The 25,685-nt window shown below is 45.3% G+C and carries 32 protein-coding genes; 26 read left to right on the top strand and 6 right to left on the bottom strand.

Annotated elements, in window-relative coordinates; translation table 11 throughout:
• A partial coding sequence (locus FD09_RS16785) for a hypothetical protein (RefSeq protein WP_235812279.1) occupies positions 1–196 on the top strand: 196 nt, incomplete at its 5' end.
• A gap of 328 nt (positions 197–524) precedes the next feature.
• Here FD09_RS16785 and FD09_RS16570 read toward each other — a convergent pair.
• Both FD09_RS16570 and FD09_RS11500 read right to left on the bottom strand, forming a co-directional pair.
• Positions 525–665: a hypothetical protein gene (locus FD09_RS16570; RefSeq protein WP_164480544.1), complete on the bottom strand. Its 141-nt coding sequence runs from the start codon at positions 663–665 to the stop codon at positions 525–527.
• Between the two features lie 11 nt (positions 666–676).
• A complete protein-coding gene (locus FD09_RS11500) occupies positions 677–928 on the bottom strand; it encodes a GlsB/YeaQ/YmgE family stress response membrane protein (protein ID WP_057821486.1) in 252 nt (83 codons plus the stop codon).
• A 190-nt stretch (positions 929–1,118) separates the two neighbouring features.
• Between FD09_RS11500 and FD09_RS11495 the strand changes: the two genes are divergently transcribed.
• From FD09_RS11495 to FD09_RS11380, 25 genes are all read left to right on the top strand, one after another.
• Entirely contained in the window at positions 1,119–1,541 is a 423-nt protein-coding gene (locus FD09_RS11495) for an HNH endonuclease (RefSeq protein WP_235812278.1), read from the top strand.
• Positions 1,542–1,751: 210 nt separating this feature from the next.
• Positions 1,752–2,135, top strand: coding sequence for a phage terminase small subunit P27 family (locus FD09_RS11490; RefSeq protein WP_157053788.1), 384 nt, complete (start codon positions 1,752–1,754; stop codon positions 2,133–2,135).
• Positions 2,131–4,032 (top strand): terminase large subunit, encoded by a 1,902-nt coding sequence (locus FD09_RS11485; RefSeq protein WP_157053791.1) that lies wholly within the window; start codon positions 2,131–2,133, stop codon positions 4,030–4,032. Before FD09_RS11490 ends, FD09_RS11485 begins: the two co-directional genes overlap by 5 nt.
• On the top strand, positions 4,019–4,228 hold the full coding sequence (locus FD09_RS11480) for a hypothetical protein (protein ID WP_235812282.1): 210 nt from the start codon (positions 4,019–4,021) through the stop codon (positions 4,226–4,228). The genes FD09_RS11485 and FD09_RS11480 overlap by 14 nt, the downstream gene beginning before the upstream one ends.
• Positions 4,228–5,415, top strand: a complete 1,188-nt coding sequence (locus FD09_RS11475; protein ID WP_057821480.1) for a phage portal protein — start codon at positions 4,228–4,230, stop codon at positions 5,413–5,415. The genes FD09_RS11480 and FD09_RS11475 overlap by 1 nt, the downstream gene beginning before the upstream one ends.
• Positions 5,393–6,109, top strand: coding sequence for a head maturation protease, ClpP-related (locus FD09_RS11470; RefSeq protein WP_057821478.1), 717 nt, complete (start codon positions 5,393–5,395; stop codon positions 6,107–6,109). The genes FD09_RS11475 and FD09_RS11470 overlap by 23 nt, the downstream gene beginning before the upstream one ends.
• Complete coding sequence (locus FD09_RS11465) at positions 6,109–7,353, top strand: phage major capsid protein (protein WP_057821476.1); 1,245 nt, start codon at positions 6,109–6,111, stop codon at positions 7,351–7,353. Before FD09_RS11470 ends, FD09_RS11465 begins: the two co-directional genes overlap by 1 nt.
• A 72-nt stretch (positions 7,354–7,425) precedes the next feature.
• Positions 7,426–7,734 carry a hypothetical protein gene (locus FD09_RS11460; RefSeq protein WP_057821501.1) on the top strand — a complete coding sequence of 103 codons (309 nt, stop codon included), beginning with the start codon at positions 7,426–7,428 and terminating at the stop codon, positions 7,732–7,734.
• On the top strand, positions 7,724–8,068 hold the full coding sequence (locus FD09_RS11455; RefSeq protein WP_057821474.1) for a phage head closure protein: 345 nt from the start codon (positions 7,724–7,726) through the stop codon (positions 8,066–8,068). The genes FD09_RS11460 and FD09_RS11455 overlap by 11 nt, the downstream gene beginning before the upstream one ends.
• A gap of 2 nt (positions 8,069–8,070) precedes the next feature.
• Positions 8,071–8,490: an HK97-gp10 family putative phage morphogenesis protein gene (locus tag FD09_RS11450; RefSeq protein WP_057821472.1), complete on the top strand. Its 420-nt coding sequence runs from the start codon at positions 8,071–8,073 to the stop codon at positions 8,488–8,490.
• Positions 8,487–8,870, top strand: coding sequence for a DUF806 family protein (locus FD09_RS11445; protein WP_057821470.1), 384 nt, complete (start codon positions 8,487–8,489; stop codon positions 8,868–8,870). The genes FD09_RS11450 and FD09_RS11445 overlap by 4 nt, the downstream gene beginning before the upstream one ends.
• Positions 8,870–9,514, top strand: coding sequence for a phage tail protein (locus FD09_RS11440; RefSeq protein WP_057821468.1), 645 nt, complete (start codon positions 8,870–8,872; stop codon positions 9,512–9,514). Before FD09_RS11445 ends, FD09_RS11440 begins: the two co-directional genes overlap by 1 nt.
• Positions 9,515–9,700: 186 nt before the next feature.
• Complete coding sequence (locus FD09_RS11435; protein WP_057821466.1) at positions 9,701–10,057, top strand: phage tail tube assembly chaperone; 357 nt, start codon at positions 9,701–9,703, stop codon at positions 10,055–10,057.
• Positions 10,058–10,079: 22 nt separating this feature from the next.
• On the top strand, positions 10,080–10,274 hold the full coding sequence (locus FD09_RS11430; RefSeq protein WP_235812277.1) for a hypothetical protein: 195 nt from the start codon (positions 10,080–10,082) through the stop codon (positions 10,272–10,274).
• Between the two features lie 11 nt (positions 10,275–10,285).
• The gene (locus FD09_RS11425) at positions 10,286–14,269 is read left to right on the top strand and encodes a tape measure protein (protein ID WP_057821462.1); all 3,984 of its coding nucleotides are present in this window, start codon (positions 10,286–10,288) and stop codon (positions 14,267–14,269) included.
• The gene (locus FD09_RS11420; RefSeq protein ID WP_057821460.1) at positions 14,259–14,984 is read left to right on the top strand and encodes a phage tail family protein; all 726 of its coding nucleotides are present in this window, start codon (positions 14,259–14,261) and stop codon (positions 14,982–14,984) included. The genes FD09_RS11425 and FD09_RS11420 overlap by 11 nt, the downstream gene beginning before the upstream one ends.
• A 131-nt stretch (positions 14,985–15,115) precedes the next feature.
• Complete coding sequence (locus tag FD09_RS11415; protein ID WP_235812281.1) at positions 15,116–17,881, top strand: phage tail spike protein; 2,766 nt, start codon at positions 15,116–15,118, stop codon at positions 17,879–17,881.
• Between the two features lie 15 nt (positions 17,882–17,896).
• A complete protein-coding gene (locus FD09_RS11410) occupies positions 17,897–18,136 on the top strand; it encodes a hypothetical protein (protein ID WP_057821456.1) in 240 nt (79 codons plus the stop codon).
• Positions 18,087–19,277: a BppU family phage baseplate upper protein gene (locus FD09_RS16945; protein WP_268873294.1), complete on the top strand. Its 1,191-nt coding sequence runs from the start codon at positions 18,087–18,089 to the stop codon at positions 19,275–19,277. Before FD09_RS11410 ends, FD09_RS16945 begins: the two co-directional genes overlap by 50 nt.
• Positions 19,277–20,239 (top strand): outer membrane protein assembly factor BamB family protein, encoded by a 963-nt coding sequence (locus FD09_RS11400; RefSeq protein WP_057821453.1) that lies wholly within the window; start codon positions 19,277–19,279, stop codon positions 20,237–20,239. The genes FD09_RS16945 and FD09_RS11400 overlap by 1 nt, the downstream gene beginning before the upstream one ends.
• Entirely contained in the window at positions 20,239–20,703 is a 465-nt protein-coding gene (locus FD09_RS11395) for a hypothetical protein (protein ID WP_057821451.1), read from the top strand. The genes FD09_RS11400 and FD09_RS11395 overlap by 1 nt, the downstream gene beginning before the upstream one ends.
• Positions 20,704–20,717: 14 nt before the next feature.
• On the top strand, positions 20,718–20,867 hold the full coding sequence (locus FD09_RS16015; RefSeq protein ID WP_083487828.1) for an XkdX family protein: 150 nt from the start codon (positions 20,718–20,720) through the stop codon (positions 20,865–20,867).
• A 15-nt stretch (positions 20,868–20,882) separates the two neighbouring features.
• Positions 20,883–21,188, top strand: a complete 306-nt coding sequence (locus FD09_RS11390) for a hypothetical protein (protein ID WP_057821449.1) — start codon at positions 20,883–20,885, stop codon at positions 21,186–21,188.
• Positions 21,178–21,561 (top strand): phage holin, encoded by a 384-nt coding sequence (locus tag FD09_RS11385; protein ID WP_057821447.1) that lies wholly within the window; start codon positions 21,178–21,180, stop codon positions 21,559–21,561. Before FD09_RS11390 ends, FD09_RS11385 begins: the two co-directional genes overlap by 11 nt.
• The gene (locus tag FD09_RS11380; RefSeq protein WP_057821445.1) at positions 21,545–22,438 is read left to right on the top strand and encodes a peptidoglycan amidohydrolase family protein; all 894 of its coding nucleotides are present in this window, start codon (positions 21,545–21,547) and stop codon (positions 22,436–22,438) included. Before FD09_RS11385 ends, FD09_RS11380 begins: the two co-directional genes overlap by 17 nt.
• Before the next feature lie 83 nt (positions 22,439–22,521).
• Here the strand turns inward: FD09_RS11380 and FD09_RS11375 are convergent, their stop codons facing one another.
• The 4 genes from FD09_RS11375 to FD09_RS11355 form a co-directional block, all read right to left on the bottom strand.
• Positions 22,522–22,860, bottom strand: a complete 339-nt coding sequence (locus FD09_RS11375; protein ID WP_057821443.1) for a hypothetical protein — start codon at positions 22,858–22,860, stop codon at positions 22,522–22,524.
• Positions 22,861–23,459: 599 nt separating this feature from the next.
• Entirely contained in the window at positions 23,460–23,948 is a 489-nt protein-coding gene (locus tag FD09_RS11370) for a DUF2321 domain-containing protein (protein WP_057821440.1), read from the bottom strand.
• 281 nt (positions 23,949–24,229) lie between these two features.
• The gene (locus FD09_RS11360) at positions 24,230–24,898 is read right to left on the bottom strand and encodes a DUF3862 domain-containing protein (RefSeq protein ID WP_083487826.1); all 669 of its coding nucleotides are present in this window, start codon (positions 24,896–24,898) and stop codon (positions 24,230–24,232) included.
• A 188-nt stretch (positions 24,899–25,086) separates the two neighbouring features.
• Positions 25,087–25,551: a pyridoxamine 5'-phosphate oxidase family protein gene (locus FD09_RS11355; RefSeq protein WP_057821434.1), complete on the bottom strand. Its 465-nt coding sequence runs from the start codon at positions 25,549–25,551 to the stop codon at positions 25,087–25,089.
• Between the last annotated feature and the right edge of the window lie 134 nt (positions 25,552–25,685).

Here is a 25,685-nt window from a genome sequence, read left to right as displayed (position 1 = left end):
AGACCGCCTGAACTCGGTCGTGGGCCAAAAAATTATTTTTGTAAAACGTTGTGGAGCGTCTTTTTTAGTGCAAAAAAACACCGGCTGTTGGGTCGGTGAGAAAGGTGTACCGGTTTTGGAGGGAACCGGTCAACTGCTGAACGACTGGGGGGTCGAGCATAGCCATCGATTTCCCTCACAAAACATTATGCCCTAAATGGTGGCATATTCAATATGCTGAACATTAAATCACAACCGTTTTATATTACGCTTTCTAAAAATTGCCAAAAAAAGACCCATCGGCAGGGATACCGATGGGAAATAGAAACATGGTCCTGATGGGAGCAGAACCAGTTTGAAGAAAAATCACTTGGGGGAGAAGCCGGAAAGATCATGAAAGAAAGGTGCTGGAAGAAAGATAACCGGTTTCCCAATTCATATTATGCGCCCAGTTGAGCAGCAAATACAATAGACAAACACAAAATTTTAGGTTGATCTGCACGCAATAAAAAAACACCGGTTTCCCAGTGCTTTGAAGTAACGTGTTAGTTGTGAATATTCTGCTGTAATTTGTCTCCAGCCCTGTCAATTAATTTTGCACTAAAAACAGTTCCGGCAATTAATACAGTTCCAACAATTAGGGTTCCTACGACCATAATCTTGACAACTGAATTAACAGTTTCCATATAGACTCCTCCTAACCGTTCTGACGCCTAGAGGTGAAGAAAGACACAACTGCGACAAGAATTACTGCCCCAATAATGGACGGTATCAATGCCATCCCAGCTAACTGGGGGCCCCAATGACCAAGAATTCCTTCGCCGATGACGGATCCAATGAGACCAGCAATGATATTACTGATCCATCCCATTGAATTACCCTTATTGGTAATTGCTCCAGCAATTGCACCAATGATGGCTCCAACGATTAATGCCCAAAGAAAATGCATAAATACTCCTCCTTAATTTTTAAAAACCAGTTTCATTGTACACAACCTTAATTATACAGCTGTACTTACCGATTTGTAAAATCCTATTAAAGGAGATAAAAAAATAATGCCTAGAGTGCACCGTTGCCGTGCTAACGGCTGCCACAATATGGTGGAGTGGCCGGCACACTACTGCACACAGCACAAGTCATTGGAAGTTGCAGCGGACGAAAAGAAACACGGCTATTGGAAGTACAACCACATCATACGCAATCGTTCGGCAAGCAAACGTGAACAGTACAAGTTTTACAAAACACCACAGTGGAAGCATCTTCGCCAACTGGTGCTTGATCGGGACTACGGACTTTGCCAATACTGCAGGGCAAACGGCAAGATAACGCTGGCAAACACCGTCGACCACGTTGTGCCAATTGAAATAGACCAGGGACTGGCCACCATCGCTGGGAACCTAGCGACCATCTGTACGGATTGCCACCGGCAAAAAACAGCGTGGGAGCAATCCTACTATGGCACCGGTCAAACCAACAGCCGCACGGGATTGCCAGAGATACGTGACGTAAAACGGGTAGCTAAGCTCATGCAACAATCGAAAACAGCGCAACGACGCGGCTGAAAATTTGCCCCCCGCCCCCTATTTTTCTAAAACGGGGAGCCACACACAGCTGTTGTCTTGCGCCAAAGCATGCTTTCAAAATTTTTAATGCGGGGGGGCTAAGCCAAGAAAGGAGGCAACGACCATCGCCAATCAAAAACCATTTTATCAGCAGAACAACGGGCATTTGCCGGAACGTCCACCGGAGCATTTGGCAAGATTGCGAGTGCCATGTGGCGTAAAGTTGTCCCCTTTTTAGAAGCCAAGGCACCAGTCACCCGAGTTGATGCCGGTCTGGTGGAATTGTACTGTACGCAGTACGAAATTTACCGGAAAGCCTACCAGTCCATCATTGATGATGGCATCCAGACCAAGATATTTGACTCGCTGCAAGACAGTACCGGCGCAATTGTCGGAAAGGACTTCGTTGGCTACAAACGCAACCCGGCGACACAGGTCTATAATGACTCGCTCAAGCAGCTTAATGCGGTTGGTGAACAATTAGGCCTGTCGCCGAAAGGACGGGCGGAGATGGCTAAAATCAAGCCGCCTGATGAAGGCAAGACAGACATCGCCGAGCAGATGAAGAAGTTCTTGGGAGGTGACAGCCATTAAGCCAATTGATTTGACCCAATCGCATGATGTGTTTAAGGCATATCACTTAGGCAACTATGACGATGTGCGTAATGCCTATCCAGATGTCGGCACGCAGTACGCTTTTGACGTGCTGGAGGGCAAGCAGCAGGCCGGTTACATGATCCAGTTGGCCGCGTTCCGCCATATCCGAGATTTGCAGCGGGTGCTGGAAAAAGAGGCAGACTTCCCATACCACTACGACCTGAACAAAGTCACAAACATCCTCAAGTTCGCGGCAATTTGCCCGAACGTGGATCACACCGATGAGCCTACCGAGCTAATGCCTTGGCAGGCTTTTATTTTGGCTCAATTGATTGGCTGGCGCGGCATTGATGGTGGCAAACGGTTCAGCCGAGCCATCGTAAGTGTTGGCCGGACAAACGGCAAGACCTATTTGATGGCGATCATCGCCTGCTATTCGTTTTTAGTGGAATCCCTGGGCTTATCTAGTCAGGACTACCTGGTGGCGTCTATCAATTTCAAACAGACCAGCAAAATTCTTGGCTACATTAAGACAATGCTGCGTAAGATTCTGGATATTGAACCGTTCAAGTCATTGGCCAAAGAGGTCGGCCTCAATCCTGACGGGCTATCTAGCCAATCCGATCAGATTGTCCAGAAGAAACAGAACAATGTGCTGCGGGCGATCAGCCATGAGTCCGGGCAGTACGACTCATTCCACTTTACGACCGCCATCTTTGACGAAATTGGAGAATTGCAGAGCCGCACGAAAATCAACAAGATCGTATCCGGCCAAGTGCAAATCCCCAACAAACAGTTCGTGGAAATCTCCACGGCTTATCCTAACCCAACCGTCCCGTTTCATGATGACGAACGGGCGCTACAACAAGCCATGGAGCAGGATTACAAACGGGAAGCCGATACGCAGTTGTGCTTGGTTTGGGCGCAAGACAATTTGGACGAAACCTACAAACCAGATACATGGGTTAACAGCAACCCGCTGCTGGATTTACCAGCCAAGCATGACGATTTAATGGCGGGGCTTAAAGGCCAACGGGATTCCGATATGTTAGCCGGCACTGTTGATGATTTCCAAAATAAGAACCTGAACATGTGGCTGCAGGAGTCACAAAATTGTTTTCTCAAACTAGCAGACGTTGAACGTGCTATTATTCCTGAACTTAGCATTGATCATCGTGATGTCTACATCGGGTTTGACTATTCAATGTTTAGTGATAACACGGCTATCGGGTTTGTATTCCCGTATGAAAGCAACGGGCATAAGTATTGGTACATTGCCCAGCATAGTTTCATCCCGTGGCAAAAAGCTGGCAGCATCGAGGCCAAAGAAAAGCAGGACGGCATCGGCTACCGAGAGCTGGCGAAGAAGGATTATTGCACGATCACTAGTCACCCGGAAGGCATCATCAACGATGATCAAGTATATTCGTGGCTGAGGAATTATGTAAGCGACCACCATTTGCATGTGGTTTGCTTTGGCTACGACGCCATGGGCGCCACACGCTTTGTAAAGCAGTTGGAGCTTAATAGTGGCTGGAACATTATGCCCATCAGGCAGAGAACTGGCGAGCTTAAAGACCCCACGAAGTTTTTGCAAACGGGTTTTATCGAAGGATCAATCAAGAGATCGGACGACAAAATCATGGAGAAAGCATTGCTTAATGCCCAAATTTATGAAGATAAGGTCGGAATCCAAGTCGATAAGGCCAAAGCAACACTCAAAATTGATGTCGTTGATGCATTGATTGATGCGCTTTACCAAGGCATGTATCATTTTGAAGATTTCGGAATTGCCAACGACCGCACCAAAGAAGTTGAGCTCATGACGCCCGAGAAGTTTAAAAAGATGATTGAAAATGGCCAGTTCGGGTTTGGAGGCGATGCCATTGGTTGAACAATTTAATAAAGTACTGAAAGTCGTAGGACTGTTTCTACTTGCGAACGTCGAGACAGTTCTTTTTTTATGCGGCTTTGCCGTTTTAGTCTATGCTGCATTTTCAGTCAGTCTATTGGTTGGGCAAGTCATTCTGGGAATATTGCTGGTCGCAACAGCGCTTGTGATCAACAAAGCCAAAAGAGGAGGTGATTAATGGTGCTTTTTGGATTTTTGAGCAGTAAAGCAACTAATCGTGCTGCTCCCCAATATGAGAGCGTGCTTGAATCAGCCGATGGCGACATGATGACTGGCTTAATGGTTGATCCGGCCGCTTATGTATCCGCGCGGAAAGCTCTACTTAACTCAGACCTTTATGCCACAATTTATCAATTGTCCGCAGACTTGGCCACTTGCTATATGCAAGCAGGGCTGCCACGAACGCAAACGATTCTTGATCATCCGTCAGCAACCACAAATCGGCAAGCCTTTTGGCAGTCAATGGCTGCGCAGCTGCTGCTTGATGGGAATGCCTATGCTTATATTTGGCGCAACCAGCTTACCGGTCAGCCCGTTCGGCTTGAATATTTGCGGCCGTCTCAGGTATCTGTATTTCTTTTGAGCGATGGTACTGGACTCACTTACAACGTTTCTTTTGACGAGCCAAGTATTTCTGTTATGAACAATGTGCCACAGTCAGACATGATTCATCTTCGACTGCTCGGCATTGGGAATGGTGGAGAAGTTGGCCGGTCACCGCTATTGGCTCTGCAAAACGAGCTGAACATCAAAAACAGCGCCAATGGATTGACAATATCGGCGCTGTCAAAGGCCATTACTTCAAACGGGACGTTGACTTCAAAGAAGGGGTCGGCATTAAGCCTCAAAGAAAAGCAGGCATTGTCGGCTGGATTCATGACTCAAGCAACTTCGAATAAGGGCCCAGTCGTGCTTGATGAGCTGACAACATATGCTCCGTTGGAGCTAAACTCGGACGTTTCTAAGCTGCTTTCGTCCACAGACTGGACAAGCAAACAGATTGCGAAAGTATATAACATTCCTGACAGCTACCTTAATGGACAAGGCGACCAGCAGTCCTCCTTATCGATGATTGAGGGCATGTATGCGAATAGTCTCAACCGATATGCGCAGGCCATCGCTAGTGAGTTAAATGAGAAATTCTCGGCTGCTATTGAAATTGATATTCAGCCGGCCATTGATCAGGATCGGAGCAGCTATTTAGCAGCCGTTGGGGGTGCTGTCAAAAACGGCGCGCTTTCTGGTAACCAATCCGACTTTTTGCTTCGCCGTGTCGGTTTCTTGCCAGACGATGCGCCTAAGTTCAATCCAGATCAGTCTAACCTTAAAGGAGGTGATACTAATGGCAGTAACGGTACCAATTAAGGGTGCTATTTCAAGCGAGGATGACGTTGATGTCTACCAATTCTTTGGTTATCAGACAGTCACCCCGACTGATTTGTCTGATGCATTGTCAAAGGCAAACGGGCAGGACGTTGTTTTGGAGATAAATAGCTCGGGTGGTGATGTATTTGCTGGCAGTGAGATGGCAACGGCCATTAAGAACTATTCCGGCAGCATTGTCACTAACATCGTTGGACTTGCTGCTTCTGCAGCATCGGTAGTCGCTTTGGCAGGAGATAAAGTCGAGATGGCACCAACAGCTCAGCTGATGATTCACAGAGCATCAGTGTCGGCCAATGGCAATGTGGATGCATTAAATTCAGCAAGTCAATCGTTAGACAGTATTGACCAATCATTGGTTGATGTGTATGTAGCAAAAACCGGTATGAGTCCTAGCGATGTGTACAACATGATGGTTAACGAAACATTTATCAATGCCAAAGAGGCTGTTGAAAAAGGATTCGCTGATGACACCATGTTTGACACGGCACCAGCAGTTACAAACAGCGTTTTGCCACTAACAACTGACATGATTCACCGAGTGAAAACATTAATGATCAAAGCAAACAGCCAACAGAATAAGCCAACAGAGAGCCAGCCTACGGATGATGGGAAGAAAGCCATTGACCCGAAGCTGGCTTTGTTGTTGGGCATTAAAAACAAGGAGGCCAAATAATGGCTAGTGTAAACGATTTAAACACCGCGTGGATTTCAGCGGGGCAAAAGGTAACGGATTTACAAGACGAGTCGCAAAAAATGGCGGTAGCACTGGCGGCTGATCCGTCTTCTTATACGGAAGATGACGTTAAGAAAGTGACGGATGATTTGAAAGCTGCTAAGACCGCTCGAGACTTTGCAAAGTCAGCGCTGGATGACGCGAAAGCTGAAGCGGAGGCAGAAAAGCCAACTGACATTACCGACAAGAAAGTAAACATTATTCAGAAAACGTCTAAGGCCCAAGACTTTGTCCACAATTTTGTGGATTTGGCTACGGGCAAAAAGCAAATTACGGATTTAGTCACTTCCGGTAATACCGACGGTGATACGTCTAATGCTGGCTTGACAATTCCGCCTGATATTCAGACCAACATCAACCAACTCAAACGGCAATATGCGTCTCTTGAACAATATGTGAAGGTTGAGAATGTTTCTACTCCAACTGGATCACGTGTGTATGAGCCTTTTGAAACAATCACACCCCTGGCAAATCTTGATGATGAGAATGCACTTATTGGTGATAACGATGATCCCAAGCTGGCACAAATCAAATACACCATTCATCGGTATGCTGGCATTTCTACAATGCCGAATACGTTGCTTAATGACAGTGATCAAAATATTCAAGCGTGGATTGAACAATTTATTTCCCGCAAGGATGTTGTAACACGCAACGGCGTCATCATCTCAGCAATGAACAACGCTCCTAAGAAGCCGACCATTGCTAAGTTTGACGACATTTTGGATATGATCTACACAGCTGTTGACCCGGCTATCCAGTCCACATCAATTTTGATGACCAATGTTAGCGGGTTTGCACAGCTGGCAAAGGTCAAGGACGCCATGGGCCAGTATCTCATTCAGGCCAACGTTGTTCCTGACATGCCTTACAGCATTCGTGGCCATCAGGTGGTTGTCATCTCTGATCGTTGGCTGCCAAGCACAGGCACCGCTGCTGCACCAGTTTATCCGTTATATTATGGCGATCTCTCTCAGGCCGCGACCCTGTTTGACCGTCAGCAGATGAGCTTGGTTGTCACCAACATTGGCGCTGGTGCGTTTGAGCATGATCAGACTAAGCTGCGTGTCATCGACCGCTTCGATGTGCAAGCAACTGATGCCGATGCCTTTGTTGCTGGGTCCTTCTCTGCAATTGCTGACCAGCAAGCAAACTTTGCTGCCAGCACGGCACCTAGCAAGTAATATGGCATGGTCGCTTAAGAAATACACAGTGCGTTGTTGATTCAGCGGGCGGCTGATAAAGGAGACGATCAAATGGCTGATGATGGCGGCTTCCAATCTGGAATTGTTGATGACCTGATGACGGAGCTTAATCTTGATGAGGCCGAGAAAACAACAATCACAAACTTGGTTGCTGGCGCTACGGGAGTGGTTACAAGCTCAGTGGGGGTACTTGATGAGACCGATCCGATTGCCAAGCTCGCCATTAAAACAATGGCTACCCAGCAATACTATGATCGAGCCCTAGAAAACGGGCTGTCGCAAGGCGTTTTGATGATGTTGCTTCATTTGCAGGCCAATCAGCCAACTAATTCAGATAGTGGTGATACTGATGGCAACTAATTTTAAGCCAAGCGATTTCAGCCGGACCGTTGAGTTTGGCGTTCCACAGTCACACAAGACAGGTGCTGGCCTGAACATTTCTAGCTTTGTTCCTGCATACACACTGCATTACAAGCAGCAAAAACGGACGCTGACACAGCAGTACACGCTTGTAGGCACACGCTTGGATAACTCGATCACGATCATTACACGACATGATGGCAGAAACATTGTGCAGCAGCAGGCACGTCTCGATGGTGTTGTGTATGACATTGCTGATGTGTCCCCTGACGACAGCAATGATGCCATCCGGTACGATTATCTGACCCTCACGAAGATTACCAAGGGGGCGTAGCTATGGACATGGATGTAGCACTTGATCAGTGGCTGAAACAGGTGTCTAAAGCTGCACAGCTGAGTATCACAGACCAGGAAAAAATAACAAAAGCTGGTGCTGATGTTCTTGCCACTAAGCTGCAAGAAGCCACCAAAGAAAAACATCCGGATACTAAGGGCGATGGCGGTAAGTATGGCCATCTGTCAGCCAATATTCGGAGTGCTGCCGGCGACATTGATGGTGATCACAATGGGAAATCAACCGCTGGTTTTGGCAGCAAGGCATACATCGCCGGTTTTCTAAACGATGGCACTAAAAAGCTACGTGGTGACCATTTTGTAGATAATGCCAGAAATGATGCTAAAAACGCTGTGTTTGCGGCTGAACAAGCGGAATACAACAAGATTATTGCTAAGTTGAACGGTGGTGGAGACAAATGAGTGCAGTAGATGATGCTGTATCTATTCTCAGCCAAGCAAATATCTCTGGAATTGACGCAATCGAAGGCAACAACCTGCCGCAGGAGTTGGTAGACAGCAAAGATAAAACAGTTGTTCTGATTTCTGATGCTGCTAATGATCCAGCATCTTTCGGAAATGATGACTTTTGGGCATTGAATCAAGAAGTTGAAGTACAGATTTGGTACTCACAGCATCTTGAAACTGACCCCGAAGACATTGAAGTCAGCCTGATGAAGGCGTTTGTTCATCAGAATTGGCAAGTTGCAGCAGTCAGACAGCGCACGTTAGGCCCTGACACGCAGCAGTTGAGCAACACATTTTATTTCAGCAGAACAAAAATATTAAAGGAGACGTTTTAATGGCAACAGTAGGACTTTATCAAATCCAGTTGGCACTGGTTGACCAATACCAAAAGCTTATTTCAGACACAACAACCGGCATTGGTACGGGTGGCATTTACACCGTTGACCACAAAGATTTGGGCACCAAAACAGCCAATATCACTGGATTGTCAGGCACCATTGCCAAAATTTACGGGAACAATAACGTTCAAGACGTTACCGTTGGCACAAGCGAGCCATCTGTAGCTTTGGACATCAACAACTTGGATTTTTCAATCAAGCAACAAATCAAGGGCTTTGTCGATGATAGCAAGGGCGGTTATACCGACGAAAATTTGAAAGCTCATGTGGCATTGTTGATTACAACTCAAACCATTGACCGCTTGCATTATGTTTACTACGGATTTGGTGACGGGATCATGACCGAAACTGCGGCCAACATTCAGACTGATCAAGCCAGCGAGGAACGAGTTGATGATCAACTGACATACACTGCTCTGTCAACAACAGCCTTCGATGGTCAACCTTATAAGATTTACAGTGACTTGGATAGCAAGTTTGACAAGGCAAATATGTACAGTGAAGTATTTGGCGGCTATGTTCTGCCCACTCCTCCAGCTGGTGGTTCAGGTTCTACCACTGGTTCAGGAACACAAGGATAGTTACATTTGGTTAGTGCTGAGAAGCCGGTTCTGATGCAATCTAAAACAGGCAAACGAATAAGTATCAACCAGCAAGTGACAGAATAGAAATTTCAACAATAGCTAAACAGCCGGTAGCAGTCACACCAATGGTGCAAGTCCTTGGGCCGGCATTTTTAATACAAAAAATCAAAGGATGGTACACATATGAAAATCAAGGTAACGGCAATTAGCAATCGGGAGCACGACGTGAAGACGACCAATCGAAACATGGAGAAGATGTATGATCTGCAACTGCTCATGGCTCAGGCAGATGACATTCAAGACAAAGAACCAATTGAGATCATTAAGATGCAGCGAGACATGCTGCATAACTCCCTTGAATTTTTGACCACTATCTTAGGACTGAACAAGCAGGAGCAGGACAAGCTGGACGAAATGGACTTCAAGCAAACAGTCGAGGCAGTTAATTACACATTTGAGAGAATGATGGGCATGAGTGATGAAGACATCGACTTGGCTAACAAGAAAGAGCAGGCCGCGGACAAAAGCGACAAGGATTAGCCCTCCTGTACGAGTTTATGAGTTGAAAAACCAGATTGAAGATTTCAGATGGTCAAAAAAACAGGCCGTCATTTATTTTCACTGGTCCTTAAGGGATTTTGATGAAGCTGACTATTTCGAGATGTTGGAAATGATGTCTGCCAAGGACAAGAAAGACCGTCCAATTGATCCAGGCAGGATGTTTTTGAGTTATCAGCAGAAACAAGAGAAAGGGTGATTAAATAAAGTATGACACAGCAAATTAATGCAACAATGTCAACCAGCATTGCCCTGGACCTGTTATCTGCTAGCGAATCCGTCAAGTCACTAACAGCGGTTGTTAGATCCAGCCAATCAGCATGGAAAGCACAAGAAGCTGAGATGAAAAGTGCTGGTGATGCTGTTGGCGCAGCTCAAGCTCGGTATGAAGGTTTGGGCAAATCTATTGAAGCACAGCAGTCAAAGATTGATGCTCTTAAAAACAAGCAATCAGAGCTTAAAGGCAATACTTCCGAAACAGCTCAACAGTTTCTGAAATATCAGCAACAAATTGATGGTGCTAACAAGCAGCTGGCCAGTATGCAGGCTCAACAAGAGCGAGCCAAAGCAGCAATGGACTATCAGAAGTCTGGGTTAGCCGCTTTACAGAGTGAGTACACAGCGGCCGCACGCGCTAATCAAGTATATGTCACTCGGTTGCAGGCAGAGGGTAAAGAGCAAGAGGCCAATAAGGCCAAACTTGAAGGTTATAAGTCGTCCATTAGCAATCTGAATGAACAACTGTCCAAGCAGTCAGCTGAACTGGATAAGATTGCCAGTGCTAGTGGCAAGGATTCAGACGCATGGCGTACGCAGAAGACGCGGGTTGATGAAACAGCTACATCTCTAGCCAAAGCCAAGTCTTCAATGACCAGTCTCCAATCTGAAATGGACAAAGCTAATCCGTCTGCTTGGGATAGAATCAAGACAGCAATCAGTGGCACAAACAAACAAGCAGAAAAGACGCCATCATTATTCAAAAAAATTGTTGAGGGTAGTGTGGTTTCAAATGCTATCACCAATGGCTGGTCTGATCTTTCAGGTGCTATCAAAGACACAGTTAAATCTGGTCTAGAGTTGGATGAAGAAGGCGAAAAATCTGCCACCACATGGGAGCAGATGGGTAAGTCAGCCAAAGATGTTAAGTCATTAGGCAATCAAGTCAGTGATCTAACATCCAAGTCTGGGCAAGCCATTTCAGTAATCGGTGGAATGCAGAAAACTGTCGATACTGTTACGCACGGCAATACAAAGATGACAGAAGCGGTTACAGCCGGCATTACTGCCATTGGTACAGGCGCCAGGCTGAATGGTGACCAGTTATCTGGCTTCGCAAAGCAGTTAACCCGAGTCACTTCACAAACAAAGTTGTCTACTTCTTCTCTGGCAAGGCTCGAAAAGACAGCTCCAAACTTAGGATCTCAATTAGCCAAAGCGGCTGGTGTTTCTCAAGATGCATTTGCAAAGATGGTTAGTGCTGGCAAAGTTTCGTCTACCGACTTCCTTAATCTGTTGGCTAAGGCTGGCAAAAACTCAAGTGACATTTATAAAGACTTTGGCAAAACTGCTGAAGGTGCGCAGGCTCAGATGAGTGCATCATGGGATGTCCTGAAGAAAAAGATGTCTGCACCGCTGCTCTCCATCAAAAACACTGGTATGTCAGAACTAGCCAGCCTAATGTCCAGTTCAGCTGTTCAAGGTGCAGCTACAATGTTGGGCAAAGGTATAGCTAACATCGCAGAGCAAGCGACCAAGCTGTTAGGCTATCTAGCAGCACATCGGAGTGACATTACTGGCATTGGTTCATCAGTGTTATCCATTGCTAAAACATTTGGTTCAGCTGTCTGGCGCACAATCTCTGGCGTTGTTTCGAGCATAGCCAAGAGCCTAGGTTTGATGGGTTCTGGAGCCAAAAAATCAGCCGATCCACTCAAGAATGCTAACACAGCGCTAGGAAATATCGCCAAGAACAAGAGTGGCATTCAAACTCTAGCCAAAACACTGGTGGCTTTATGGGCAACGACAAAAATAGTCAAGTTTACAGGTGCACTTACAGGAGCTTTCAAAGGTCTAACAGCTCTGAAAAGCATTAAAGACTTTGGAGCATTGTCAAAGCTATCATCTGCTGGTGGTTTGGGTGGAGCCACAAAAATTTTTGGTGCATTAAAACTTCTGCTGACTGGACCTGGTGGCATTGTTCTTGCGGTTGTGGCAGCCGGAGCCGCTTTTTATGAAGCCTACAAGCACATAAAGCCTTTTCATGATGCAGTTAATAACGTAGTCAAAGTGATAGGCAATGCTTTGAAGCCAGCTTTGAAGGCTGTTGTTTCCGGAAGGCAGAGCATGTGGAAGAGTATTCAGCCCATTTTAAGCCTGATTGGTAAGCTATTCCAGACAACGTGGTCTTTGATCGTTAAAATCATTTCAAATGCCTGGAAAGCAATCAAGCCAGTTGTAGATATTATGTTTGGATTTTTCAAGGCAGAGTTTACAGTTTATGCAAAAGTGCTGCCAGCCATCTGGAAGGGCACATGGAATGTTATTTCATCTGTTCTGTCTGCCACTTGGAAAGTGCTCAAAGACACGATTTCGTCAGCATTAAAGGTCATCACTGACTTGCTCAAGGTTGGCATGGATTTACTGAGTGGCAATTGGTCAAAAGCCTGGTCAGACATCAAGAAAATGCTGTCGGACTATTGGTCTGGCATGAAGAAGATTGTTTCAGACGTTTTTGGCGGCATCAAAAATGTTATTTCAACAACCCTCGGTGCAATCAAAGGTGCTTGGAATGCTGCATGGTCTGGCATGAAATCTGCATTCAGTGACATGTGGAGTGGTATGAAACACGCTGCCAGCGACGGAATGAATGCAATAATCAATGTTATAAATGGAGCCATTTCAGGCATCAACTGGGTCTGGGAAAAGTTTACTGGCAAGTCTGCTCTTCATAAATTATCACCTGTTCATTTCGAGCAAGGTGGCGTGGTTACTCAGAAATTGCACATGGTCATGGTCAACGATGGTGCTGGCCCTGACTGGAAAGAGCTGTATCAGCTGCCAAATGGTCAAGTCGGTATGTCTCAAAAGCGCAATGCCACTGGTCTACTTCCAGAAGGCACTCGTGTTTTCAATGGGAAAGAAACAAAGGCAATAATGAGCTTAGCCGGAATTGAACACTATGATCTTGGTGGTGTCGTTGGCAGTGTTGGTAAGTTCTTCAGCGGCGCTTGGGATAAAGCTAAAGAAGTAGCTGACTGGTTAGCGCACCCGATTGAAAATGTTGGGAAGCTAATTAAATCTAGCGTTAGTGGCATTTCCGGTGGCGTCAAAATGTTCAGTGATTTAGCCGGTGGTGTGATTAATAAGCTGATTGGCAATGTTGCTAGTTGGTTCAAAAAACAGCTGACAAAGATTCAGCAATCCATGGATGATTCATCTCTAGGTGGTGGAGCAAAGAAATCTTACCCTGAATTGGAAGCAATTGCCCGTCAAGCTGCAAGCATCATGGGCGTTAACCCTAGTGATGACTTTATAAAAGCTTTAGCCAATGTTGCCATGAGTGAAAGTGGTGGCAATAGTAATGCTGCAAATTTAACCGATGACAATGCACGGGCTGGCATGGCAAGTGTAGGGCTGTTGCAATACATTCCAAGCACGTGGAGCTATTATGATGTGCCGGGGCACAACAATCGAAGCAGTGTTCTCGATAATTTTGTGCACTTTTTCAATAATAGCGACTGGCAAAATAGTATTGGCTACGTCACCTATCCAAGTTGGGGAGGTATGTACAAATGGGACTGGAAGAATGATGGTCCTACTGGTGCACCACGGATGGCAAATGGTGGATTAGTGAATCAGCCACTTTCAGCCATTATCGGCGAAGATGGTCCTGAAACAGTATTGCCGCTAGGTGCAGCTAAAGCATCTAGAGCTTGGCAATTACTTGGTCAAGCTGTGAGCAACATCAATCAAAACCTAGGCTCAACAACTAATACTAGTGATTCAGGCAGCGCAATCAGCAAAAAGCTGGATACATTAATCAGCATTTTGACTGCTTTTGCCACATCCGACATGGATGTAAGCACCACCGTTAACGTGGACGGCAAAGCATTAGTAACACAGGAAGATAAATACATCCGTCAAAATTTGGCACGATCTTTGAATAAAGGAGGTTTGAATTTGAGTGGCAATTAGCAGAATAGGTTTCAACGGTCATACCAGCGACGAGTTCCATCTGGCCATCAGTTATCCATTTGAGTTTGTCCACCCAGAATCCGATATAACTGCTGTTTCAGTGCCTGGGGTCAATGGTGACACAATCCAGAGCAATATGCGCTATAAAAACTTTGTTCAACCAGTTACTTTTGTTCTTCACCGGCCTTTTCAATCGCCCACTCTTCAATCCATAGGCAGAGAAATAAGAAACTGGGTGGCAGGAGATGACTATTCTCCGCTAACAGCAGATCTAATCTCTGGATACGAGTGGGAAGCACATGTTTCCGCTGCTCCAACAATGACCATCACTAACAATATGTGGGCGCAGGTGATTGTACAGTTCGATTGTAAACCGTTTTTGAAAAGGCTTGATGGTCAACAATGGCAATCAGTGCCAGCACAGGTAAATAACACAGAGCAGTGGTCAGCAGAGCCACTCTGGCACATCAAAGGAACTGGCAATTTGACGCTGACGGTTAATGGCTTAGCCTACCAACTTAATGGTATTGACGACGAAATTTATGTCGATAGTGAACGGGCATTGGTTTATAAAACTTTGACTGACAGTCGGGCAGGTTTAGCAATTTTTCCAGACAATGACTTTCCAGTTTTAACCCCTGGAAACAACACAATTTCACTGACTGGTAGCTACACAGGATTTGAATATCAACCTAACTGGAGGTGTCTGGCTTGACTGAGTATTTACGTTTTCCAATTCTTTATGAAAGAGCTAGTGATGACACCAACACGTTAGGCTTAGGGTATTTGACAGGAATTTTAACCGGCACTGTTACCAGAGATAGCAATGCAGTGGGTGTGCTCAACATGACTTACAACCCAGCTGATCCTTTGGCAAAAGAGTTGCAAAAAGGTCGAATCATTTTAGCCGATTGTGGCCCAGACTCACTGCGACAAAAGTTTAGAATAACAAGAGTTGTTAAGAGTGGCGCAGCAGTCACAATTGAAGCGTCACAGATTTGGGGAGACTTGGCATATGACACGATTTCATCCACCATTTCCATTGCAAATGCCAGCCCATCAGATACATTTTCAGCAATTTCATCAGCACTTGCAGATCCAATCCCATCACTAAATTTTTCAAGTGACATCACAAAGGTAGCAAACATTGGATTTGATTTTAAGAGTATAAACAACACGATGGATATGCTCATTGATGCCGATGAGGCTGGTGACCAGACCAACTCTATGGCCTCATTGTTTGGTGGTGAATGGGTAGCTGATAACTACAATCTAAAATTGTTGCAGCATGGTGGTGATGACACACACATTATTGTCAAATATGGCCGCAATATTCAAACGATTGAGCAAGATGAGCAGATCGATAAGACGTATACAGCCATCATGCCTTTTGCAACATACACTCCGGACAGCACATCAACCACAACAGACACCAGCACAGCTTTTAGTGGAACTGGTATTGTTCAGTATGTCGGCACTGGTGGGCTTCAAATGTACGATACACCGTATGCTGGTCACAAAGTTGTGGGCACAGTCCAAAATGACACCTACTACAAAGTGAGCCGGCAAGCTAGTGATAACACGGTTAATGATGATACCTGGTATGAAATTGGCACGAACAATTGGGTTGACGGTCAATTCTTCACGTTTGACAAATCTGGCAGCTATGTGGTCAACAACGTTTCAGGCTCTGGCACCATTACAATTGGCGATAATACAGACAGCACGGGCCTAATCGTGCCTTTCCAAGGTGTTGGCTCAGTTGTTAGCTATGCCGGCCCTAAATCTATTGCCATCTGGACAAGCCCATTTGCCGACAAAAAAGCAACTGGTGAGTATGTTGGCAATGGTGAGCGCTTCAAAATTTGGTATAAAGCCACTGATTCTGCCGGCCATGTTTGGTACAACATCGGCACTAATTCTTGGATCGACTCAACCTATTTTAGTGTTGAAAAAAACACAGACTTTGTGATCGTTCCATGTCGTGGCATTGTCATCATCAAAACAGATGATGCCGGTGGTGCACCGGTTTATACGGCTCCGGGTGGTGCTGGATATGTTCAGAGACATGTTGCAAATGGTACAAAGTGGCAAGTGACAGGCGAGGCCACTGGTGGTGATGGTAATACCTGGTATCGCATTGCCACCAATCAGTGGATCACTTCAGATGTTTGCGACTTTAGCTCTAATGGCACAGTCACACCAACCACGGTAGATGATAAAAACACCGAAGAAGCTCAGGCATTAGGCAAGGTGCCTATTTATCCATCTCCAACGTACAACGTGGCACCCACTGGTCAATATCTCCAAGCAGGCAGCCGCTGGAAAATCACCGCCCAGGCAGACAATAATGGTACCACGTGGTATGAAGTAGCCACCAATGAATGGGTGGATAGCAAGTGGTTCAGCTTTACGTCTGCTGACGATGTGACACCGGCTGGCCCAAGTGACAGCGACAGCGACGATGAAGTGGCTGATGTCACTGTTCAGTTACCCGAACTGATTCTTAAGTCTGATTTGGCTGCAAACGATGAACGGCTGCGTGTTTTGCCCGTCGATTTGTCGGATTACAACATTCAAGATGCTGACAAATTAAGAGAAGTTGCCCAAGCTTACATGCAGGATTACCGCATTGGCTATCCCACTGTGACACTGACACTTAATTATGCACAAATGACTGGTGATTATTCTCAGCTGACACAGATTGGTCTATACGACCGTGTGTCTGTTGAGTTTGACAAATTAGATATTGCCGAAGATGCGGAAGTTAGTGAAACAGTGTGGGATATTCCAGCCCATCGCTACGACTCGATCATCATCGGCGAGCCACCAATCAGTTATACACACCTGGTGCAGCAATATCAGCAACAAGCTGTTGAAAAGTCAACTCAGCAGGCAAGCAAACAAGCCACAGGTCTGTTTGACCAAATTCATTCAGCCTTACAGCAACAAGGCTCAGACCAGAATGCAGCCATCGAAAATGTCATGAAAGAATTGGGCATTCAGGGTGACTCAATAACCGCTGTCAAGAACCAAATGGAAATTGTGGACCAAACAGTCACTGATGTTTCAGACTGGATTAATTCCAGTGGAACGGCCACAATTCAAGCTTATCCAAACTGGCAAACCCCTCAGGATTTAAGAGCTGTTAACGATGACGATTCATATATGAAGTTCGATGCGAATGGTCTAGGATTTTACAGCAATGGCAATCTAGTCCGATCAGCTATTGACTCTCAAGGTCGGATTGTGGCTGAGTCAATTACTGCTGGCACCGTCACAGGGCTGAAAATGGATGCCTGTCAAATCACTGGCACATCCGGCATTTCACTCAACGATGGTGATGGAGGCATTGAAACAGAAATCAGTGCGGCTCATGGCATCAGCACTGGAGGCGGTTTAGAAGCCTGGTCATGGTCAAGATTTCACCAAGGCGTCGATATTTACGCAGATTTATATGTTGCGAACGACATACGTACGGTTGGCTCCAGTATTTATTTTGGTGATGACTCAAATGCTGCCGAATTGAAGTATATCGAAAGCGGTGGCTACAAAGGCCAAGGGTTCTACTTAAATTTCAATGGTGTAGATCATCACATTGTCACAGACTAGAAATGAAGGTAAAAAATGCAAGTTGATGTAAACGAAGCTATGAATGCCACGGCTGGAGAGCTATCAACCATTATTTCTCAGCAAGCAGTGAAAATAGCAAAACAAGCGTTGGTTATATCTCAGTTGCAAAACGAAAATAAAGAATTGCAAGCCAGAGTTGGAAACTCAACGGAAGACAAAATTCAGCAGAAAGTAGGTGATGCTAATGACGCTGCCAAAGATGACACTGACAACAAACAAAACAGGGCAGATTGAACAGCATTTGTATCTACGCCGGTCAGAGAGAGGTTTAACTTTGACTGCTCAACTGCTAGATCGTGATGGCACACCTTATGATTTAACTGGCTTATCAGCAAGATTTAAGGATGCTAAAGCCGGTGGCAAAAGTGTTTCTGACACAAATGTTACAGTTGCAACTGATGCCACAACCGGCACTGTTACCTACCCAATTCACAGTCAAGTTTTTGCTGCAAATGGTATTGGCTGGTTTGAGCTGTACAACACAGATGGCACACTGGTAGACAGCACTGAGAATATTGTGATTAATGTTGCCAATGACATTAGTACAGACATTGATAACAGCGATTATGTAAGTGGTTTGGACAGTATCAAAGCCCAACTGCAAAGCATTGTTGATAGCGCCCAATCAACACTAGATACTGCGGTTTCAGGTGCTAACACAGCCGCTACCACAGCCAATCAAGCAGCACAAGCAGCACAGTCACTGGTTGATGACATTCCTAATGATCCAAAATATAAAGGTCCACAAGGTATTCAAGGTCCTGCTGGTCCTAAAGGTGATACTGGTCCAACTGGTGCAACCGGTGCAACTGGTCCTAAAGGTGATACTGGTCCACAAGGTTTGCAAGGCGAAAAAGGTGACACAGGCGCTACAGGTCCTGTTGGTCCTGTTGGTCCTGCTGGTGCTAAAGGTGATACCGGCGATGGCATTCAGCTGAAAGGTTCAGCTGATTCTGTCGATAAACTACCGGCCACTGGAAACACAGATGGCGATACCTATCTAGTCAACGGGCATTTATACATCTGGAAAAATAGCAGCTGGAACGATGGTGGTGAGTTACAAGGTCCTGCCGGTGAATCTGCCTACCAAGTCTGGCTGGATGCTGGCAACACAGGCACAGAAGCCGACTTTTTAGCATCACTCAAGGGTGCAACTGGTCCAGCAGGTGCTGATGGTAAAGATGGCAAGGATGGAACCACGCCAGACCTAACGCCTTACTTAAAGTCAGCAGATGCCGCGTCTACCTACTTAAATCAAAGCCAAGTTCAAGCCGCTTTAGATGCCAAGATTGTGTCTGTTGCTGATGAAACGACAGCATCTAGTGATTCCTCAACAAACACCACTGTTCTTTATCTTGTGCCGGAGGCAAGCTAATGCCAATTTACTATGATGGCAAAAAATTACAGTCACTTTATTATGGTGGCAAGAAGATTGCCAGTGCTTGGTATGGTGGTAAGTGTGTTTATCAATCAGTCACATCACCATTTTTAAGTGCACCAGTTCAACTCTGGCAATGGAAAGCACCAAGTAACGTTTATTCTGTAGCCGTTGACAGCAATTTCAATGTGTATGCCGGTGATTATAGTCGTTATGTCACTAAGTTAGATAGCACTGGCAGTCAAGTGTGGCAGAATAAAATGAACCAGTCTGCTAATTCAATTTGCACAGACAGTCAGCTTAATGTTTATCTAGCTTCTCCCAGTGGCATTACAAAACTTGATAGCACTGGAAAACAAATTTGGCAGTGGAGTTCAGGAAATGCTTTTTCTGTAGCAGTAGACAGCAATTTCAATGTGTATGCCGGTGATGAGGGCAACGCCAGTGATGAGGGCAACTATGTTACAAAACTTGATAGCACTGGCAAACAGGTCTGGCAGTGGAAAGGAACAAGTATGATCCACTCTGTTGCTGTTGATAACCAATTCAATGTTTATGCTGGCGATGATAATGGCAATGTTACACAGTTAGATAGCACAGGAAGTCAGAACTGGCAATGGGCCGCAACCGGCACTGTTTATTCAATTTGCACAGACAGTCAGAATAATGTTTATGCTGGTGATATTGAGGGTGGCGTTACAAAACTTGATAGCACGGGCAGTCAAGTATGGCAATCGTTTTTTGCAGATTACATTCAATCAATTTGCACAGACAGCCAATTCAATGTGTACATTGGCGATAGCAGTGACAATGTTATCAAAATTGATAGCACTGGCAATCAAGTGTGGAACTGGACTGCACCAGGAAGCATCATTTCATTAGCAGTAGATAGCCAATTCAATATTTATGCTGGTGATAACGCGGGATATGTTACAAAACTTCAGACAGTAAAGCAGTAATGAAAGGATTGATTCATTTGGCAGATACAACAAGCACAGACACAAGCACAACTACAACAAGCACAACGCCACAAGATGACACTTACAAACAGGTCTTTATGACTTATCAAAGCCAGCAAGCAGATGGCAATTTTTACACAGTTGTTTATGTCCCACAAGATGCAGTGGTTAATTATCCAATGACTGAAACACCGATTCCAACCGAATTGCAAGGCAAAGTAGCAAAATACAATGGTGTGTTAGAAAAGTGGGAAGATTCCAATGTTGACCCCAACACGTCAGAAATAATTGCCCTTAAAAATGTCAATGCAGAGTTAGTAAAACAGTTAGCATCAGCAACACTGGCAGCAAACAATGCTAATCAAGCCGCAACAACAGCAAACTTAGCCGTTGCACAACTCACCAAACAGTTAGCAGCTGATTCAGCATCAACCACCACAACAACCACAACAGCAGCAAAGTAGAAAGGAAATTGCACATGACATTCATCATTGATTATTTCAAATTGGGTCTTTTCACCAAGCAAGACATGCAAGAATTCGTTCAGGTTGGCTTCATTTCGAGTGACCAATACAAGCAAGCCACAGGTGAGGACTATGTAGCACCGGCAACTGCACCCGCAGCATAAGAAAGAAGCTAGGCAATGCACATTATTCTAGGATTAAGTATTGCTGAATGGGCCGAGTCCCTAACAGCAATTGGTGTGCTCGTGAGTGCTGGCAGCTGGCTGTTCAAAAAGATTGCTTTGGACCCGCTACGAGCTGATATTCAGCGGTTGTCTGAGCAGATTGGCCAGCAACTTAAAGCACATGAACAGACGCTTGCGTCAATCAATGGGCGCATTAAGGACCATGACATTGAGCTGGGCAGCCATTCAGTGCGGATTACTCGTTTAGAGGACCACGTAGGTATCAGAGAAGATAAAGGAGATAGTGACAATGAAGATTAATTGGAAAGTTCGTTTTTTGTCCGTAAAGTTTTGGCTGGCCTTGGTGCCGGCTATTTTATTAGTCGGACAATCAGTCGCTGCGGTATTCGGCTATAACTGTGACTTTGCCAGTTTGGGCAAGGAACTGACGGGTGTGGTCAATGCAGTGTTTGCTGTACTGGCTGTTCTTGGGGTAGTAACGGACCCTACGACAGCCGGTGTTACTGATAGTGCCCAGGCACTCACGTACAGTAAACCGGCCAAGGATACCGTGCCTGACCCGGTGCCGGCCGATCCGCTGCCAGCCAATGGGCAAGGTACGTCAGTCAAGGATACTTTACCAGATGCAGGTACAGATGCGAATGGAGCTGACATTAATGTCGTTCAGCATTGATGCCGCAATTGCTTACATGTACCAGTTGCAGAAGAATGGTGTCACTTACAGCATGGATGGCAGTCGCACTGGTACTGATGGCACAGCAGATTGCTCAGGCGCTGTTTATGCGGCACTTCGTGCTGGCGGCATGCCGTCTGCTGGCTATGTGCTCAACACCGAGTCCATGCATAATTGGCTGTTAGCTAACGGCTGGCAACGGATAGCAGATAACAGCAACTGGAATGCCCAACGTGGCGACGTGTTCATCTGGGGCAAGATTGGTGATAGTGCAGGTGCTGGTGGCCACACGGGTATCTTCATTGATCACGACAACATTATCCACTGCAACTACGCACACAACGGTGTGAGTATTAATAATCATGACGCATACTGGGCCGCCGATGGGTGCCCCTATTTTTATGCATATCGGTATGCCAGTACGCAAGAAGCACATCAAGGAGATAACGATATGAATTTGAGCAAATTAACCGGGCTGATCCCAGTTACTGCTTATGGCTTAGCCTGGATCACTAATCCAAACGGAGCGGTCCTATACGATTACAATCACAAGGCAACCGGCCGCAAATTGTCTTACGGTACAAGTTGGGTTGTCACCGGTCTCGACAAAGGCTGGCTGAAAGTTGGCGGCCTGATCAATCCAGATGATGCTATTGTCAAGATCAACAAAGGCATCGTAGCCGGCGATTGGACTGGGCAAAATGTACAGGTTGTCACCAATGATGCATACACACAGGCAGTACCTAAGCCAAAGCAGGCAGGCATTAAATACCTACCAGTTGGCAGTCGATGGCAAGTGAGCACTGTATCCAGTGATGGCGGGTTCGTCAAAATCGGCGGCTGGATCGATGCCAATAAAGTCAAAGTTGAACTGTAATAGAAAACCCGAGGCTTCGGCCCCGGGCTTTTTTTTATGGCAAAAATTTGACGTTCCATAATTAGGTGGTGCAACAAAATGATTCACTTGGATTCACCGGAATGAATTAAACGTTTTGCTAGTTTCAAGTGGGACTTAATTCTTTCAATTGCATCAGGGATCGTGTAGGCATAACAGCTCATGCTATTTTTGTCCCATATTGCTGAGGCACCAAGGATCCTATGGCGTTTGCTATGCCAAAGATGAATAGCACACATTCCCCCATAGGGATAGTACGTGAGCGTGATCAAGAAATCTTCCTCGGGAGGGAAAAGATGAAACACAACTTCCGTTGAGCCTAAATCAATTGTCTTAAAAGACATAGTTGAAATAGACATTTTCAATTCTCCCCAACTGGCCGGACTCATTTTTGTTACCGTCATACTGTATCCCCCTCTACAATTGTAAGCTAATTATACAACAGATGTTATAAATTGAAAAGAGCCCGATCCGAATTATCTCTTAGAATGTTCAACCCCATGCGGCAATATTGGTATACTAATTGTGTTGCATGACACAGTCAGCGGCCATAAAGAATCTGTTATTTTGAAAAAAGAAAACGTTTTAGAAAAAGATGTGGATTTAAAAGCCAATCAATGATATATTTTGGTAGTCAGGTTTACCTGACGTGATCATCCTTCCCCCATGATGTGACGATCAGTCCCTCGGCAATTGTCGGGGGATTTTCATATATGTAGTAATGCATCCATGGGGTTTTGAGCCTCGGATCTTTTTGTTACTAAATATTTTTACTACACAGATACTACACAAAGGGCACCGTTATCCCTTTATGTATAGGATTTCAGTGTCTTTTGCAAATCCGGTAAACGGCTCTCCTAAATATTTGAAGATATAACAGGGCCCCCAGAACGCTGACATTTCAGTATTCTGGGGGCCCTGTTATATCTTCAATTTGACACTTGTTATGTCGTGGCTTCTTTGTCGAAGCAGTAGTCTGCCATTATTATGTAATTGCTGGCGGTTAAATTTGCCACAGTGACTTCCTGACGTCAGCACTGCACACTTTAGCGAGAATTTCTTTTAAACCGTTGGTCGTCGCTGGCCCTGCTTTACGGATGAGACACTGGTATTTGTTTTTTGCTGATTTTGTGTATTCTGTCTCAATAATCAAATGTGGAATGATTTGCGCAAATTCTGCCTGGTCTTGGTCGCTGAATTTACTAGACCGGTTCAACAATTGCAATGCCCGGTTGATTGTATCTGCTGTCCACGGATATGGGTTTTGGCAGGCAGGACAATAATGGGGCGTTGCTATGGTGGGATTTACCGCCCATGTTGAAACTGAAATAATGCCCGGGATTGGTTCGTGACAAACGGGGCATTCATCAATTAATGCGGCCCCGCATTTTGGACACACACCGCACACATTTTTATCAGGTTCCTCGTTCACGCACAGTTGATGGCCATTCATGCACACAATCATTTTATATCGTTTACTGCTGATACTCATTCCTTCATCTCCTCGTCTGGAATTAAACGATGTTTTTGAAAACAGTCAATTATGGTGATGATGGTTTGGAAATAAAAACCATCGGTTTGGGAACCGATGGTGAGATAATTGGGTTCTGCAGAAAAGACGCATCAAGCGATTTGGAAAAAACGAGGAAGCGGCGTCTTCTTCAAAACCATTATGTTCATTTAGCCAAGAATATTCAACCCGACGAATATTAAGTCACCGGTGTTATTTATTACATTTTACCAGGTTCAACAATCCCCTGAAAAGCATCGAAACTATTTTGTTGTCATTTTTGAGATCTGATTGTCCAAAAGAGTGACGGTGAGATCGTGTCCATTTTCGAGATTGACCCCGGTATAATTCAAAAAGGTTTGAGGAGTTGCATCATCACGTAAAGTATCCAGAACTGAATTTGGAAGGCCGAGAGCCGTCATAACTTGTGAGCGATCGTCGCCGTCCTTCAGTTTCCAGACAGACTGTTCGTTAATCTTAGAGATGTTGGCGAGTACAGCCGAGTCGAATAAACTGATACTCTTTTGATACGCATGTTGTCCGGCAAACGAAACCGAAACAACTGCAAATCCTCCCGGAGTTGTAATTCGCCAGGTGAGATCACGATAGTCACCACCCCCATCGTGCGACTGTGTCGAGCTGGCTGGTTTTCCAAAAAAGCTTTGCGCTGCATCCAAAGTGGTACCGGATTGTCTTTCTGCTGTTTCGGGATTCAGTGTGATGCGGTCATAATTATTAAAAGCGGCGCTAATCTCCACAGATGAAGTGACAGCTGTCGATTCATTATGACTAGTTGATGATTCAACAGTCTCGGTTACAGACGATGCAGATGAGGACGTAGCGGTTTCTGATTTTGCGCTCGCTGAACTTGAGCGACTAATTTTCCCCCGCACCTCAGTCCTGGACCCATTTGCCACAGTCGGATCGCTCATATCGTGAATCCGAAAAAGCCATCCCGCAATTGCCAAACCAATGAACGCGGCAAGATATACAAACTACGACAAGTCATGAATTTTTTTGACCTTGATCGATTTCAATAAAGCGGAGCTGGAGATATGTCGTGGTCGTTTGTCGGCAGATTTTTTACTCATCATGGGCACCTTCCAAAACGAGAGTTTGCTTAGTTCAATAACTTTTGAAAAGTCACATTATCCTGATAGCGGACTTTGACGAAAATGGTGGTAAAACGCAGAAAGACCGGATGCTTATAATTTAAGCTTTTTTGGTATTTTGTCAAATCATTCACATAGCTCTTTTGAATCTCACTGCGACTCACCAAACCGGCATAACCTTGCAAGCCGACAGAACAATGATGGCGTTCATTAAAACAGTAAATGCTTACCTTGGAAGACTCAACGATATTATGTACAGTGGTCGTATCCCGGTCTGTGTAAAAAAGCACTTGTTTCAGTGACCGTTCCAGTTTCAAGGGTGTTAACGCGACAATATTTGGGAAACCGCGCTTGTCGATCGTCGAAAATTGCATCACAGTAGCCTCTTTGAGCAATTGTTCAGCTTGGCCGATGGTATCGACGGGGGCCTGGCCGCCTGACTCTTGATTGAGATCGATTTCTTCTTTTGACATGTGACAACCTCCACTTTTGATTTGTTGTTTAATTGTATCACGCCAAATGGCTATAAGGCTGGATGACGAATAAATTACATGCGTTATGATTCGATTCTGGGAAGAAAAGAAACAGTGACTAGAATTTAATAAAA

The organism is Schleiferilactobacillus perolens DSM 12744, assembly GCF_001435585.1.
GTDB classification, from domain to species: Bacteria; Bacillota; Bacilli; order Lactobacillales; family Lactobacillaceae; genus Schleiferilactobacillus; species Schleiferilactobacillus perolens.
This window is presented reverse-complemented; position numbering and strand designations above follow the sequence as displayed.